This is a genomic window from Streptomyces sp. NPDC050560 (assembly GCF_044457285.1).
GTDB lineage: Bacteria > Actinomycetota > Actinomycetes > Streptomycetales > Streptomycetaceae > Streptomyces.
Genome location: NZ_JBITGT010000007.1, coordinates 254,741 through 268,764, shown reverse-complemented (window position 1 = coordinate 268,764; position 14,024 = coordinate 254,741). Strand labels below are relative to the sequence as shown.

Sequence of the window (14,024 nt, the reverse complement as noted above, 5' to 3'; positions counted from 1 at the left end):
CCCCTCGGCCCGCCTGCCGCAGTGGCAGGCACATGACACTCAGTTACTCCCCGGTCCCACACGTGATCTCGTGTCGAGAGTGGAAGGACGTTGATGGCAGACCTCGACCGCCGTGGCGTCCTCGGGACCTCCTGGCGCCGGTGCGGCGGAGACGCGGTCCGCGTTCTCAAGGCGGTCGAAGCGCTCACGCATCTTCTCGGCGTCCGCGTGGTCGAACTCCGCGAGGATCGACAGCGCCCGCTCCCAGCTCGCGCGGGCCGCCTCCCGGTCGCCGACGGCCAGTTGGGCCTCGCCCAGGTTGCCGAGCGAGTGGCCCTCACCCCACCGGTTGCTGACGTTGCGGTGTGTCTCAAGTGCCAGCCGGTAGTGGACGATCGCCTCGTCGTACTGGTGCAGCCGCTGGTGGACCGTGCCGAGGGTGTCGAGGGCGACACCCTCGACCCAGGGGTTGCCGTGGGTCCGCAGGACGGTCAGTGCGTGTTCGAGGGTTTCGATGGCCTCGGGGAACCTGCCGAGCTGCTGGTAGGCGTCGCCGAGATTGCTCAGCCCTATGCCGTACCCCCAGGCGTTCCCGTCGCGCTCGTGGAGGGCGAGGGCCTGTCGGATGAAGCCGACGGCCTCGTCGACCCGGCCGGCCGCGATGTGCGCGTCCCCCAGATTGCCGAACACGATGGCGGTGCCCTTCACATCGCCCAGTTCCCTGCGGGTGTCCAGGGCCTGACGCAGATGGAGGATGGTCTCCTCCACCCGGCCCGCGAGACGCAGTGCGGCGGCCACGTCGGTGAGGGCCTGCGCCGTCCCCTCGGTGTCCTGCGAGGCACGCGCCGCCGCGAGCGCCGTCTGGGAGGTGTCGAGCCAGTCGTTGAGGAGACTGCGCAGGTAGAAGTATCCCCACAGGACGGCCGACAGCCGCCAGGCGGTACTGGCGCGCCCCGTCGCCGCGGCCTGGTGCACGGCGGCGACCAGGTTGGCACGCTCGGTCTCGCACCAGTTGAGCGCCTGGTCGAGGGTGGCGAACTCCAGGGGGTTGCAGGCTTCCGGCAGCGCCTCCATGGGGATCTTGTGGCGGCGCGGTGTCAGGTGGGAGCAGGTCGCGGCCGCGGTGTGCAGATACCAGGCGAGCATCCGGTCGACCGCCCGGTCGCGGTCCTCGGGCGTCTCCTCCACGCCCACCCGCTCGACCGCGTACGCGCGCAGCAGGTCGTGCGAGGTGTAACGGGTGGGGAACCGCTCGGCGAGCAGATGCGCGCGGGTGAGTTCGGAGAGCAGTTCGCGGGTCTGGCGCACCGTGAGACCGGCGAGCGCGGCGGCGGCGTGCGCGCATATGTCGGGTCCGGAGTGCAGGCCGAGCAGCCGGAACAGCCGTGCGGCCGGGGCGGAGAGCGCCTGGTACGACCAGGAGAAGACGGCTCGCACATCGGTGCTGATGCCGTCGCGCCCGGAGAACGCGTCGAGACTGCCGTGGCTCTCGCGGACCTCGTCCACGATGGCGCTGAGCGGGAAGGCGGGCCGGGCCGCGGCGTGGGCCGCGACGATGGCGAGCGCGAGCGGCAGCCTGGCACAGCGTGTGATCAGCTCGTCCACCGCTTGCGGCTGGGCCGCCAGGCGCTCGGGGCCGAGACGCCGCGACAGGAGGTCGCGCGCCTCCGTGAAGGAGAGCTGATCCAGCGTCAGCAGCCGGGCGCCCTCGCCGACGACGAGACCCGTCAGTTCGCTGCGGCTGGTGACGATGACCAGGCAGCCGGGGGCCCCTGGCAGCAGCGGACGTACTTGTTCCGTGTCGTGTGCGTTGTCGAGGAGGATCAGCACCCGGCGGCTGGCGAGCATGCTGCGGTAGAGCGCCGACTGCGCCTCAAGCCCCTTGGGGATGCGAACGGGCGGCACACCCAGGGCGTCCAGGAAGATACGGACGGCCTCGTCCGCCGTCATCGGGCGGCCGCTCTGGTCGAAGCCCCGCAGATTGATGAAGAGCTGTCCGTCGGGGAAGCGGTCGGCGATCCGGTGGGCCCAGCGCACGGCCAGCGTGGTCTTGCCGATGCCCGCCATTCCGCCGATCGCGCGTATCACCACCGTCGCGGGGGCCTCCGCGTCGTCGGACAACGCCTGGTCGATGCTCTGGAGTTCGGCCGACCTGCCCACGAACGTCGCCAGATCGCTCGGCAGTTGGGCCGGTCGGGCCGCCGGTGCGGCGGGGGCGCTGGACGGCGGGGGCGGCGGGTCCTGCTGGTGGCCGGGGGGCGCGGCAAGGGACTCGTCGGCCGCGAGAATGCGCGCGTGCAACTCGCGGAGTTTCGCCCCGGGTTCTATGCCCAGCTCGTCCACCAGCACCTTGCGTGCCCGCTGGTACGCGGCGAGCGCCTCGGCCTGCCTGCCCGCCCGGTACAGCGCGAGGGTGAGCAGCCTGGACAGCGACTCCCGCAGCGGGTGCTTCTCCGCCAGCGAGTTCAGTTCGCCGATGACGTCGTCGTGGTGTCCGAGTTCGACGTCCAGGTCGAGACGGGCCTCACGGGTCGTCAGGCGCTGCTCCTCAAGCCGTGCCCGCTCCGACGCGGCGAGCGGGCCCGGCAGACCGGCCAGCGCCTGCCCCCGCCACTCGTCGAGTGCCGCGCGCAACGACTCCGCGGCGGCGGCCGGTTCCCCACGGGCGCGCAGCTTCCGCGCCTCCGCGAGCCGCAGTTCGAACACGGCCAGGTCGAGGCAGTCCCCGTGGACACGGATGAGGTATCCGTCCCCCACCGAGACGATCACACGAGGGGGGTCGGTCGTGTTCCGATGGGGTTCGAGCACCCGGCGCAGCCGTGACACATAGGTCCGCAGTACCGAGACCGCGGCGGTGGGCGGTTCCTCTCCCCAGACGGCGTCGATGAGTTCGCCCAGGGTGATGGGGTGGCCCCGGCGTAGCAGTAACGCCGCCAGCACCGCCTGTTGTTGGGGCGGGCCGAGCTCCAGTTGCCGATCGCCTCGCCAGGCCGCCATTGGGCCGAGCACGGCGAAGCGCACCTCACTGTCGATGGCGTTCACGGACGGCACTCTAATAAGCAGTTGACACACCTGAGTTGGACTCGGCAATCGCTGTCCGGTCCGTTTGAGCGATTTTCGGGCCGTCTCCGGCCGGTGATCGCACAGGTGGAGGGGCGGCCCCCGAGAGCGGGGGGCGTCGGCCCGGCTCCCGGATTTTCCTGGGGGTTGAACCATTTTTTCGCGGCATCCGTTGCGGTACGCGGGGTCGTCTCAGCGATCTGCCGCGACCGTCGGTGCTCGGGATGCCAGAAAGGAACGGTCATGAGCCGAGGTGAGCAAGAAGAGACGTTCGGTATGGGGGACGATGACGCTGTGCCCGGCGACGAGGCGGACGGACATACGCCGGAACCCTCCGAGCCGGACGGGGGCCAGGTCCCCCACTACACGGTGGTGGTCTCCACCGATGGCTCCGCCACCATCGACGGCGAGGCCGTGCCGGTCATGGCGGGCGAGTCGGCCGACGTCGCGGTCCTCGGCGCGCTCCAGCGGTACGCGCGCGACCACGGCAGCGCGGTCTCGGCGGCCGTCTCCGACCCGTCCGCCGACTACGTGGCACTCGTCGAGGTCACGCCCGACGGGGCCAGCAGACTTCTCGACCAGTACGAGTACCAGCAGGAGCAACAGCGCTACGAGGCCGCGGAGGTGCCGCTCGCGGCCCCCGAAGCGCCGGTCGCGAGCGCCGGGGCACACGAGCCGCCGCCCGCCGGGGAGGAGCAGCCTGAGACTCCGGAGCACCAGCAGGACGAGGAGTCCTTCGACGAGGGCTTCGCGGATGATGGCGATGAGGGCTTCGACGCTGGTGGCCGGGGTTTCGCGGATGAGGATGATGAGGGCTTCGACGGCGGTGGCCAGGGCTTCGCGGAGGAGGACGAGGGCTTCGGGGACGATCGCGTAGGCACGCGGGAGAGCGCCGAAGCCGCCGGGGGAGCGGACGAGGACTGGGGCGAGGGGACGGAAGAGGCCGCGGTCGAGCAGGCCGAGGCCCCCGCCACCGCGAACGCCGACGACGCCACTACCGCCACCGCCGCCGCGACCGGCGCCGACTATGCCGCGGGGTCCGACTGGTCCGAGCCCGACGACTGGTCGTCCGAGTCCGGTGACTGGTCGCAGGAGGCCGACGCCGCCGACTGGTCCGACGACGCGGAGGAGGCGGGCGGGAGCGGCGAGCGCCCCGTCGAGGCGGCCGCCACGGACTGGGACGAGGACAGCGAAGAGGACCTGGACGGGCTCGGCGACATCGCCCCCGACGATGCGGCCGACCTCCCGGACGAGGACGATCAGCCCCGGCGCGGTCTGCGCGGGCGCGTCAAGGGGCTCTTCGCTAAGGTCCCGGGCGGAGGCTCCGGCGCCACCGACGCCGAGGCCACCGAGACGGCCGAGATCCCGCACGGCGGTTCGGCCGATGCCGATGCCGATGCCGATGCCGATGCCGATGCCGACGATGACGATGACGAGTTCGACCTCGGCGGCGAGCCCCCGGCAGCCGCCGTGGGGAGCGTCGGGGGCCCGCGCCGCCCGGACGACGCGGACGACTTGAACGACTCGGACGACTCGGACGAGTTCGACGGGGACGGCTTCGGCGCGGACCACGACGGCTTCGACAGCGGTCACGACACCTTCGGCGACGCCTACGAGGACACCGACGAGGACCGTCCTGGCGGCCGGGGCGGTTATGTCCCCGCCCCTGTCCCCGTTCCCGTGCCGGGCGCGGGCCCCGACCTCGACCCCGACGACGGTTACCTGCCCGATCCGTTCGAGGCGGACCTGGACCCCGACGACGACGAACTCGACCCGGACGAGACCGAGGCCGTCGCCGCCCACACCGCGGGAGCCGGATTCAGGTCGGAAGGGGACGCGGGCGGCAAGAGCCGGAAGAAGAACGAGTCCCGCCAGTCCGGCGATGTCTACAACCGGCCGGGTCTGCTCCACCGGCCGGTCGTCGTGGGCCCGGTGGCGGCCCTGGTGGCGGCGCTCGTCATCATCCCGCTCGTCGTGATCGGCAGCGGGGGATCTGACGACGATCGACAGGAGTCCAGCTCCAGCAGCTCCGACAAGCCGACGGAAGAGAACCTGCTGCCCCCACCGGAGCGCCCTACCACCACGGCCGCTCCTCCCACCGAGTCCCCGTCGCCGTCGCCGACGTCGAAGAAGCCGAAGCCCACGACGGAGGAGAGGAAGCCCACGCAGTCCGAGCCACCGTCGGTGCCTCCGCCGCCCGCGCCCACCACCACCGCGCCCGTCGTGCCCAAGTCGGTGAAGCCGCCCGCGCACAGCGCCGCCGCCGCGCTCGCGAAGAAGGGCCCGGGCCGGCACGTCTGCTATCGCGTGTTCACCAAGGGCCACGGGTGGCGGAAGGCGGTGTGCGATGGCGCCGACGCGGGCAAGGCCGGCCAGAACCTGCTGATCACGGCCGTCAATATCGCCGTGAAGGGGGGCGGTGGCTCGGCCGCGAACGCGTTCATCCACGATCCGAAATCGAAGAACGGCCAGGGGCACTGGGAGCCGGACTGGACGGCTGTCATCGCGGACGGAAAGAACAACTACATCGGCAGCTCGAAGTCCGGCGCCCCTGAGCTGACGGGCTTCGCCATCAACATCGGCACCGGCCAGGTCTGCGAGCGCTCCCGCAACCGGGGCTGGGGCTGGAGCGACCGCGGCTGTGCCGATGGGCGTCCCAACTTCGTCTTCGGCGGCACGCTGGAGAACAACAGGCCCCTGGAGATGCTCAGGCTCGCCCTCTGAGCGCGGGGTGAGGGCCCGCCAGGCGGCACGGCCACGGCCGTGCCGCCTGGCGGGTGCGGCGAGGTGCGGTTCGCGGCGTTGAACCGGCCCCATGCCCGTCGCGTTGTAGTGAGGAATGGTTTCGGCGGAACCCTCGACTCGGCGGAGGTCGGTATGCCGTCAAAGGCTCGCAACGCAGCGGGGCTCATCCCAGGGCACCGCAGGACTACGCCTCGCTGCCCAGGAGAAGGCGGCACGGAACACGGGTGGGCGTGCTGATGGCGAAACAGCAGCAGGCCCCGCAGCGGGTCCAGCAGGATCGCCAACGATCCGCCGAGGACCAGAAGCGCCAGGAGCAGCATCGGCGGTCCCCAAAGTGGCTGAGGAGGTTCACGCGGTACGCCGGCAGGGCTCTGCTGCGACTGACTGGCGCGGCGGGCGGCCGTGACGCGTCCGAGGACTCTGATCAGCCGCTGGAGCGCGCCTCCGGGGCCGGTTCGCGGTCACGGTCGGGGAGCGGGCGGAACGGGTCCCTGTCGGCGCGGATCGCGCGTCTGGCCGTGCGGTTGCTCTTCAGGGCCGCGGCTTACGCCGGGAAGGCGATGGTCCGGTGGGCGGACCCACAGGACGGGCAGCGAAACGAGAACGGTCGGCTGTCCGGGAGTGGCCCGCGGAGCGGGAACGGCCTGCGGAGCGAGAACGGTCGGCCACCTGGGAGTGGCCTGCGGAGCGGGAACGGCCCGCGGAGCGGGAACGACTCGCGGTCAGCCCCTCGCTCGGCCGCGCCCGGGCAACAGGGGCGTGGGCCGCGTGATCCGGACTCGTGGCGCGCACAGCCTACGACGAGGGGAAGGACCGGGCAGCCGACGACCGCCCCCGCCCGGCGCGGGTCGGTCTCGACCGTCAGCAGCGTGTCGTCTGCCGACAGCAGGCCGTCGTCTCCTACCGGCGCCGACTGGTCGGACAACGACTCGGTCCTGGGCCGCAGGGGACTCGCGAAGGCGGCGTCTTTGCGGTCGCAAGGCACGTCCGGAATGGGCGTCGGCGGTGGCACGACGCGGAATTCCAGGGACGGTCGGACGTATGAGGTGTCCCCGATGCAGAGCCGCAACAGCAGCCCTGGTGGGCAGAGCCCTGGTAGGCAGTCCCGACGGTCGATGGGCAGCGCCTGAGGCCCCCTCACACCCCCTGGTGGCATCGCTCCCCCGGCCACCGGATCCACACGGGAACCCCCTACGGGCCCGCGGCTCTCTCGCCGCGGGCCCGTCCGTGTTGTGTGGTGGGGGGGATGAGCGCGGCCGTAGGGGGCAATTGATGCCCCATAACCGTGAACCTGAGCCCATCGCGGACCGTCGTATCAAGCGTCGACCGACTCGGCGCCGCCCGCGGTGGCGGGCTCGTGGGGGAGACCTCGGGGAGATGTCCACGGTGTGACGGCGCCCGGGTCGGTTGCCTGTCGGAGAGTAGGGAGGCGGCAAGTGGCAGGGCGTGGATGACGCTGCGGCGTCGAGGGTGCTTGAATCCGGCAATACACCTATGTCGTGGCCCAGTCGGCCGCTCTCGTGGGGGCGTGTGCCTGGGCGGAAAATCGACCCCGTGGTGTTCGGGGAGCATGTGAAGAGGAATGAGATGACGCTCAACAGTATAGAGAACGCGCAAAAGCTCATGATTGTTCATCAGAGACGACTCGTTGAACGCGGTCCGCTGGTGTACCAGTCCCCCGTGAACCGGCTCGCGATTCTCACGCTGCCGCTGGGCTCCTGCCATGTGGAGGGCCTGGAGCGGGACCAGTTGCGCACCGTCACGCTCGTGCCGGGCGGTATCTCGCTGCTCGCGCCGAACAATGTGATACGTCTCGGCCGCAACAGGGCCCTGGAACAGCAGCCCGTGGACGTGGTCTGCCTGGAACTGCCCATAGAGTATTTGCGCAGGTATATGGAGGAGCATCCGGCCGTACACCTCTCCGACCTTTCGGAGTTGCACACGCTCCAGGCGTTCGACCCGGTCGTCTCCTCGATGGCGCTCGCGTTGCGGCGCTCCACGGAGGCCGGGGTGGACGACTCCTACCTGGCAGGGGCCGCCCACTATCTGGCCGCCCATCTGCTGCACCCGCATTACGACCAGGAGCCGCGCAGAGGAGCGCTGCACCCGCAGCGGCTACAGGCGGTGACCGGCTATATGCGCCGTCATCTCTCTTCCCGTATCACTCTCGACGACATGGCACGACAGGTCCTGCTCAGCCGCTACTACTTCACCCGCCAGTTCGCCGCGGCCACCGGAAAGACGCCTTTCCGGTATCTCAACGAACTGCGGATGGAGAGCGCCTGCCGGCAACTCGTGACGGACAACGAGTCCATCGCCCTTGTCGGCAGGCGTTGCGGGTTCACCAACTCGCAGACATTCTCCAGGATGTTCCGCAAGCACATGGGCTGCTCGCCCTCGCAGTACAGAAGGAGTGTCAGGCACACATGAGAACGACCGCCGCGCGCTTGTCACGGGGGGCGCGGTAGGGATCTCCACAGAAAGCGACGGCAAGCACGGGGGCCTCGCCGTCATCTCGAAAGCCCCGACGCACGTCGGCCGGAGGCCGACGGCGAACAGCGCAGAACGCCCGCGGAGTCCGCCAGGACCGGGCGGTTCGCGTCCCTCAGGCCGGTCGGCCGACTCCTCACAGCGCGGGTCTCACGGACCGGGCGCGGGTCTCATGGACCCACGGCACCTCAGGACCCGCGGCACCGGCGACGGAGCAACAGCGGACAACTTCTCCCGCACGCGGGTGTGATCCCCGCCGACCGCTGCTCCCTGAGCGGGCCGGACAAGGCGGCTCACTCGTCCACCGGCTCCCAGAACACCCCCTCCCCGTCCGTCCGTACGCGGCCGAAGGGCACGTCCGCGAAGTGGACGCCGAAGCCGATCGTGTCCGGCCGCGCCAACTCGGCGACGAGCGCCTTGCGCTGGGCCGCGGAGAGGGCCGGGTCGTGGTCGGGGGCCGCCGACCACTCGGGGTGGGATATCTGCACGGGGGTGTGCAGGGCGTCGCCGAAGGCGATCAGACGGTGGCGGCCCGCGGTGACCGTGTAGCTGGTGTGGCCCGGGGTGTGCCCGGGGGCCGCACGGACGCGGACACCGGGGAAGACCTCCTCGCCGTCCCGCACCGTACGCACCCGCGGGGTCAGCTCCGCCAGCTCGTGGCCGAGCCCCTGCGCCGCCAACTGGTCGCGCTGTGCCCACTCCGGCTCGGAGACCAGATACCGGGCGTGGCCGAGCGCGGGGCCCGCGGCGCCCGGCGCGGGGTGGTGGGCCCAGCCGATGTGGTCGGTGTGGAGGTGGGTGATGGCCACCGCCTCTATCTCCCCGGGTGAACGCCCGAGTGCGGCGAGCGAGTCGAGCAGTGCGCCGCCGGTGATGGCGCCGCGTGGGACGGCCGCGTCGGGCGGCAGGGCCGCCGGGCCGAAGCCCGCGTCGACCAGCAGCGCGCGGGCGCCGCGCTCCACCAGCAGGCCGCCGATGCTCGCCACCAACTGGCCGGAGGCGTCGAGGTGTTCCGCGTGGGAGCGCCAGACCTCGTCGGTGGTGGCGGGGAGCCAGCCGCGCGGGGGCAGGCGCACATCGCCGTCCGGCACGTAGGACACCCGGGTGTCGCCCAGGGTCAGCGAGCGCGGGCGCGCCGGGCGCCTCCAGCGCTCGCCGAGGTCGGCGAGGAAATCGCGCATGGTCAAAGTCCCCCTGCTCCGGTGGTGGCCGCCGCGCGGTCCGCGGCGGCAGAGCCACCATAAGCATCAAGCTCGAATCATTCAAGCTATAAATTTTTCGGCTTTATGGACTTGGTAGGATGGCGCCATGACACCGCCGCCCCCGCCGCCCACCCCCGCCGAGCGGGTGCTGTGCGGTCTGGTGAGCGGGCTCGCCCAGCGGATCGAGGGCCATGTGCGCGAGCGCGCGGGCAGGCTCGGCCTCACCGCGCCGCAGGCGACGGCGCTGCGGGAGATGTCAGGGCCCATGACCATGCGGGAGCTGGCCGAGCGGATGAGCTGCGAGCCCTCCAACGCCACCTTCGTCGTCGACAGGCTGGAGAAGGAGGGCCTTGTCGAGCGGCGCCCGCACCCCACGGACCGCCGCGCCAGGCACCTCGTCCTCACCGCCGAGGGCGCCGAGCGCCGCGAGCGGCTTCTCGTCCTGCTCGCCACCGACTCCCCCCTCGCCGGTCTCGACGACGCGCAGCAGAGCGCCCTCCGGACACTGCTGCGCCAGGCCCTCGAAGACCGGCCCACGGCGGGCGGTTGACGCGACGGCGCACGGCGCGCGCCGGGCCCGCCCGTGCGTGAGCGCGGCCAGAAGCACAGCCCCCGCACAGCTTTGCCCGTTCTTTGCAACCTGCCTCCGTTCCCGCTCGTCTCTGTCGCTCGATTCCGTATTTCGGTTCGCCGGAAGCCGGTGAACCGGTCGAGCAGAGGGAGCCTTTCGATGCGCCGAACAGTCCTGAGCACCCTGGCACTCGTGTGTGCCGCCGTCGTGGCGCCCGCCGTGCCCGCCGTCGCCGACTCGTCGGCGCCGACCGCGCCGCGCGACGCGAGCGCCGTCCCCGCCGAGCACGGCTCGGCCCCGACCCGGGCCCCGCGGCCCGAGCCGAGCAAGTCCGCGGGGCACCGCGCCACGCCCACCCCCGCCGAGCGGCGCGGCTCGGAGGCGAGCCCGGTCCCCGACCGCCAGGTGCCCACGCGGCCCGAGGGCGCGCCCGACACCGGCCTCGCGACCGGCGCCGCAGGCTCCTCGGGGAGCGGCGACTCCGGCGCCCTGATCGGCGCGGGCGCCGCCGCACTCGCGCTCGCGGGCGGCGGCACCGTGTTCGTCGTGCGCCGCCGCCGGGTGACCGGGGCGTGACACGGCCGGTCCGGCGGCTGTGCGTGGCGGTCCTGACGGCGGCCGTCCTGACCGCGGGCTGCGGCCACGCGGACCGGGACACCGGCGCGGACGTGCGCCACCGGGCGGCGGGAACGCCCGCCGCCGGTGCCACCGCGCGCGCGGACGGCGACCACCCGGCGCCGAGCCCGCTGGGGCGTTCCGTGCCGACCCGCCTCAAGATCGGCGCCATCGGGGTCGACACCCCCGTGCTGGGCCTCGGCCTCGCGGCCGACGGCACCGTACAAGTGCCCCCGATCGAGGCGCACGACCAGGCCGGCTGGTACCGCGACTCGCCCACGCCCGGGCAGGTCGGCCCCGCCGTCATCCTCGGGCACGTCACGGTCGGCTCCTTCGGCGACGGCGTCTTCAGGCGCCTCGGCGAGCTGCGCCACGGCGACCGCGTCGAGGTGCGGCGGAAGAACGGCACGTCGGCCGCCTTCGCCGTCACCTCCGTACGCACCGTGGCCAAGGCGGACTTCCCCTCCGACGACGTCTACGGGGACGTGGACCGGCCCGAGTTGCGCCTCATCACCTGCGGCGGGCCCCGCTCCGGCGACGGATACCGCGACAACGTCATCGTCTTCGCCACGCTGAGCGGCTGAAGGACCGGCACGGGACGGCACCGGGCGTGCGGAACGCGCGCCGCACGCCCGGCATCTTCCCCGACGCGCCCCGGCCACCGCGCCGCACGCCCCACCACCGTCCGTCGGCCCCACACCGTACGCCGAGCGAGCCCCACGACCCTGGAGAGCGTTGAAACGGTCCCGGAAGAAGGCGGCGTCAGAGCTGTTCGCCGCCCTGTACCCACGCCTCGCGGGCTGGTGCGGGCGCCTCGTCGACGACGAGACGGCGCACGAGATCGCCTCCGAGGCGTTCACCCGGCTCTGGGCGCGCTGGACGACCGTCGAGGAGCCACGCGGCTTCCTCTACATCACCGCGGCCAACCTCGTCAGGGACCACTGGCGCAAGGTGCAGCGCGAACGCAGGGCGATGCGGGAGGCCACCACGGAGGCGGCCGTGCGCCCCGACACCGGGCAGGCCGACCCCTCGGTGCGGCTGCTCGTGCAGTCGCTGCCCGAGCGGCTGCGCGTGCCGATCCTGCTGCACTACTACGCTGACATGCCGATCCGGGAGGTGGCCGCGCTGACCGGACGCAAGGAGGGGACAGTCAAGGCCGACCTCCACGCGGCCCGCGAACTGCTCCGCCTCCATCTGAGGAGAAGCCTTGACCACACGGTTTGACGGGGACGACGAGGACGCGCGGTTCGCTCCCGACGATCCTCTCGCGGTGATCCTGAGACCCTCCCACGGCCTCCTCGAACCACCGCCCGGACGCTTCGAGGAGGTCCACCGCGCCGCGGGCCGCCGCAAGTTGCTGCGCACCGCGGGCGGCCTCGGGCTCGCCTGCGCCGCTGCGCTCACCCTCGTACTCGCGTTGCAGCCAGGCTCGCCCGAGCGGCCGCCCACCACGCCCACCGTCCCCCTCGCGCCGCCCGCCACGGGCGGCGGTGCGCCGGACCCCACCCCGACCACGTCCCCGAGCGCCGGGACGCCGAGCGACAGGCCCCCGCGGAGCGAGAAGAGGTCGCAGACGCCCTCCGGCAGGCCACGCCTCGACCCCTCACGGCGCACCTCGGGCGGCTCGTCCCGCGCCCCGGGCGAGTTCGACCCGCCCGCCGCGCGCGACGCCGCGCCGACCGCCGGGCGCGGCTCCGCGAGCCGGTCGCGCGGCGCGCCCTCGGACGCGACGACCCCGGTCGAGCCGAGCCCGCCGCCCACGGGCCCCGCGGGCGGCTGAGCGCGGCGCGGCGGGCGGCGCGTCAGCGGCCGGGGCGCATGTCCTCGCGCGGTGGCCGCTGCCGCGCGGCGGCGCCCGGCGCGGCGCCGCCGCCCGCGCCGCCCGCGCCGCCCGCGCCGCCCGCGCCGTCGGCGGTGCCTGCGGTGTCTGCGGTGTCGGCGAGCCCCGACACGCTCTCCAGGCTCCGCCTGTTCGTCTCGGGTGCGATCGTCAGGAACACCACCGCGCACAGCAGGATCACCACGCCGAAGAAGACGAACACCGGCAGGATGGCCCGGGTGGTGGCCTCCGGCTCGACGAAGTTGCTGCTGTCGGCGAAGAGGGCGAGCGCGAGCGGGCCGATGATCTTGCCGAGGCCGCCCATCGCGTTGCCGAGGCCCTGCCCGTGGACGCGCAGCTCCGAGGGCCACACCTCGCCGGTGAACGGCACCAGGTTGGTGAAGCCGCCGTCCGCGAAGACATAGCCGACCACCATCAGCAGGAAGAACGCCGAGACACCGCCGAGGGTGTACGAGTGCAGCAGGCCGCTCAGCGCCAGCAGCACCCCGCCGCCGACACCCGCGGCGGCGCCCGCGATCCGGCGCCCGAACCGCCGCGCCACCAGGGGGCAGGCGAGGCGGCCCGCGAAACCGGCGAGGGTGACGATGATGAACAGGTTCGCCGCGCTCTGGGTGTCCACGTTCTGCACCTGGCTGATGAGGGTGGGGCCCCACAGGCCGACCCCCGCGAACACGGTGTCGATGAGCACCCACAGCAGCACCGTCGACCAGAAGGGACGGGCGAGCCTGACCATCGCCAGGTAGTGCGAGCGGCCGCGCCCGGCTCGCGCGGGGACGGAGACGGTGCCGGTGGTGGCGGTGCCGGGGCCGAAGATCCGCTCGATGTTGGCCTCGGCCTCGGCGACCCGGCCCTGGCGGGCGAGCCAGCGCGGCGACTCGGGAACCGCCTTGAGCAGCCAGATCAGTTCGAGCAGCGGGAGCAGGCCGAGCAGCAGCACCCCGCGGAAGCCCAGGCTGTCCCCGGCCGAGCCCACCACCGTGCTGGTGATGACGCCGCCGACCGGGACGAGCGCCACGCTGAAGATGCCCGCGTAGACGGTGCGGTGCCTGGTCGGGGTGTATTCGAGCAGCATCGGCGGACCGCAGGTGTTGGTGGCGCCCGTGCCCATGCCGACGATCAGCCGGAACACGGCGAGCAGCCACCACCATCCGGTGGGGGTGAGCGCGGAGAGCCCGGTGGCGAGGCTGAAGGTGACGACGGACGCCACCAGGGTCGGGCGGCGGCCGAAGCGGTCGCCGAGCCAGCCCCACAGCAGGCTGCCGAAGATGGTGCCGACGCCGGTGGCCAGCAGGATCGCCGCGTCCTCGCCGAAGGTGAGGTGCCAGGGCTCGCTGATCATGCTGACCACGAAGCCGATGGTGTAGAAGTCGAAGTACTCGACGAGTTGGCTGCACGCGATGGCCCCGGCGAGGCTGCGGTAGCGGCCGGTGAGACGCGCGTCCTCACGGGGTGCGACGACGGGGGTGGTGACGGTTCCGGTGGCGGCGGTGGTGCTGTCGGGTGTGCGGCTCATGGGGCGGTC

The 14,024-nt window shown here is 72.5% G+C and carries 10 protein-coding genes; 7 read left to right on the top strand and 3 right to left on the bottom strand.

Going from position 1 to position 14,024, the window contains the following annotated elements:
* Positions 1–39 precede the first annotated feature (39 nt).
* The gene (locus ACIBIW_RS18250; RefSeq protein ID WP_399337241.1) at positions 40–3,021 is read right to left on the bottom strand and encodes an AfsR/SARP family transcriptional regulator; all 2,982 of its coding nucleotides are present in this window, start codon (positions 3,019–3,021) and stop codon (positions 40–42) included.
* 261 nt (positions 3,022–3,282) lie between these two features.
* Between ACIBIW_RS18250 and ACIBIW_RS18245 the strand changes: the two genes are divergently transcribed.
* Positions 3,283–5,763: a hypothetical protein gene (locus ACIBIW_RS18245; RefSeq protein ID WP_399337238.1), complete on the top strand. Its 2,481-nt coding sequence runs from the start codon at positions 3,283–3,285 to the stop codon at positions 5,761–5,763.
* A gap of 1,701 nt (positions 5,764–7,464) precedes the next feature.
* On the top strand, positions 7,465–8,214 hold the full coding sequence (locus tag ACIBIW_RS18240; RefSeq protein WP_399337236.1) for a helix-turn-helix domain-containing protein: 750 nt from the start codon (positions 7,465–7,467) through the stop codon (positions 8,212–8,214).
* A gap of 353 nt (positions 8,215–8,567) precedes the next feature.
* On the opposite strand, the gene ACIBIW_RS18235 is transcribed toward ACIBIW_RS18240, so the two are convergent.
* Entirely contained in the window at positions 8,568–9,455 is an 888-nt protein-coding gene (locus ACIBIW_RS18235; RefSeq protein ID WP_399337609.1) for an MBL fold metallo-hydrolase, read from the bottom strand.
* 127 nt (positions 9,456–9,582) lie between these two features.
* On the opposite strand from ACIBIW_RS18235, the gene ACIBIW_RS18230 reads away from it, so the two are divergent.
* The 5 genes from ACIBIW_RS18230 (at position 9,583) to ACIBIW_RS18210 (ending at position 12,442) form a co-directional block, all read left to right on the top strand.
* Positions 9,583–10,026 (top strand): MarR family winged helix-turn-helix transcriptional regulator, encoded by a 444-nt coding sequence (locus ACIBIW_RS18230; RefSeq protein WP_399337234.1) that lies wholly within the window; start codon positions 9,583–9,585, stop codon positions 10,024–10,026.
* 180 nt (positions 10,027–10,206) lie between these two features.
* Positions 10,207–10,623 carry a sortase-dependent protein gene (locus ACIBIW_RS18225; protein WP_399337232.1) on the top strand — a complete coding sequence of 139 codons (417 nt, stop codon included), beginning with the start codon at positions 10,207–10,209 and terminating at the stop codon, positions 10,621–10,623.
* Entirely contained in the window at positions 10,620–11,246 is a 627-nt protein-coding gene (locus ACIBIW_RS18220; protein WP_399337230.1) for a class F sortase, read from the top strand. The genes ACIBIW_RS18225 and ACIBIW_RS18220 overlap by 4 nt, the downstream gene beginning before the upstream one ends.
* Positions 11,247–11,397: 151 nt before the next feature.
* A complete protein-coding gene (locus tag ACIBIW_RS18215) occupies positions 11,398–11,886 on the top strand; it encodes an RNA polymerase sigma factor (protein WP_399337228.1) in 489 nt (162 codons plus the stop codon).
* The gene (locus ACIBIW_RS18210; protein WP_399337226.1) at positions 11,870–12,442 is read left to right on the top strand and encodes a hypothetical protein; all 573 of its coding nucleotides are present in this window, start codon (positions 11,870–11,872) and stop codon (positions 12,440–12,442) included. Before ACIBIW_RS18215 ends, ACIBIW_RS18210 begins: the two co-directional genes overlap by 17 nt.
* 22 nt (positions 12,443–12,464) lie before the next feature.
* Here ACIBIW_RS18210 and ACIBIW_RS18205 read toward each other — a convergent pair whose 3' ends face one another.
* A complete protein-coding gene (locus tag ACIBIW_RS18205; RefSeq protein ID WP_399337224.1) occupies positions 12,465–14,015 on the bottom strand; it encodes an MFS transporter in 1,551 nt (516 codons plus the stop codon).
* Positions 14,016–14,024 lie beyond the last annotated feature (9 nt).

What these genes read in the sequence shown, in the direction of transcription:
- ACIBIW_RS18245 (WP_399337238.1), top strand. Translation starts at nt 3,283, where the DNA reads ATGAGCCGAGGTGAGCAAGAAGAGACGTTCGGTATGGGGGACGATGAC.
- ACIBIW_RS18235 (WP_399337609.1), bottom strand. Translation starts at nt 9,455, where the DNA reads ATGCGCGATTTCCTCGCCGACCTCGGCGAGCGCTGGAGGCGCCCGGCG.
- ACIBIW_RS18230 (WP_399337234.1), top strand. Translation starts at nt 9,583, where the DNA reads ATGACACCGCCGCCCCCGCCGCCCACCCCCGCCGAGCGGGTGCTGTGC.
- ACIBIW_RS18225 (WP_399337232.1), top strand. Translation starts at nt 10,207, where the DNA reads ATGCGCCGAACAGTCCTGAGCACCCTGGCACTCGTGTGTGCCGCCGTC.
- ACIBIW_RS18205 (WP_399337224.1), bottom strand. Translation starts at nt 14,015, where the DNA reads ATGAGCCGCACACCCGACAGCACCACCGCCGCCACCGGAACCGTCACC.